This window comes from Limosilactobacillus portuensis (assembly GCF_014838735.1).
Lineage (GTDB): Bacteria > Bacillota > Bacilli > Lactobacillales > Lactobacillaceae > Limosilactobacillus > Limosilactobacillus portuensis.
Window position 1 is genome coordinate 1 of the sequence record NZ_JABUXQ010000139.1, and the last position, 281, is coordinate 281.

1 protein-coding gene is annotated in these 281 nt (G+C 41.3%); it reads right to left on the bottom strand.

Going from position 1 to position 281, the window contains the following annotated elements:
* On the bottom strand, nucleotides 1-224 hold a 224-nt coding region (locus HUK49_RS10890; RefSeq protein ID WP_206705671.1), incomplete at its 3' end, for a transposase.
* Between the last annotated feature and the right edge of the window lie 57 nt (nucleotides 225-281).

Genomic DNA, 281 nt, shown 5'->3' on the forward strand with positions numbered 1-281 from the left:
TCACCATCTTCAGTTTTTATCCGCTTGCTGCTCTTGCCATTACGACTATTCGTTGAAGTGGATTGTTGGTGTTTCTCATAACCCAAGTGTTCATCCATCTCTGCGTTCAACGCTGCTTCAACGGTTATCTTCTTCAGCATCTGGCTAAATTCGTTTAAATCCTCAGGCGTTTTAATGCCTTTTGCTGCTTCCTTTGCGAAAGCTTCAAGCTCTTTTTTATTCATTTGCATCTGCCTATCCTTAACTCTAACTCTCAGTAGAGTATGTTGTGATAGGCAGTT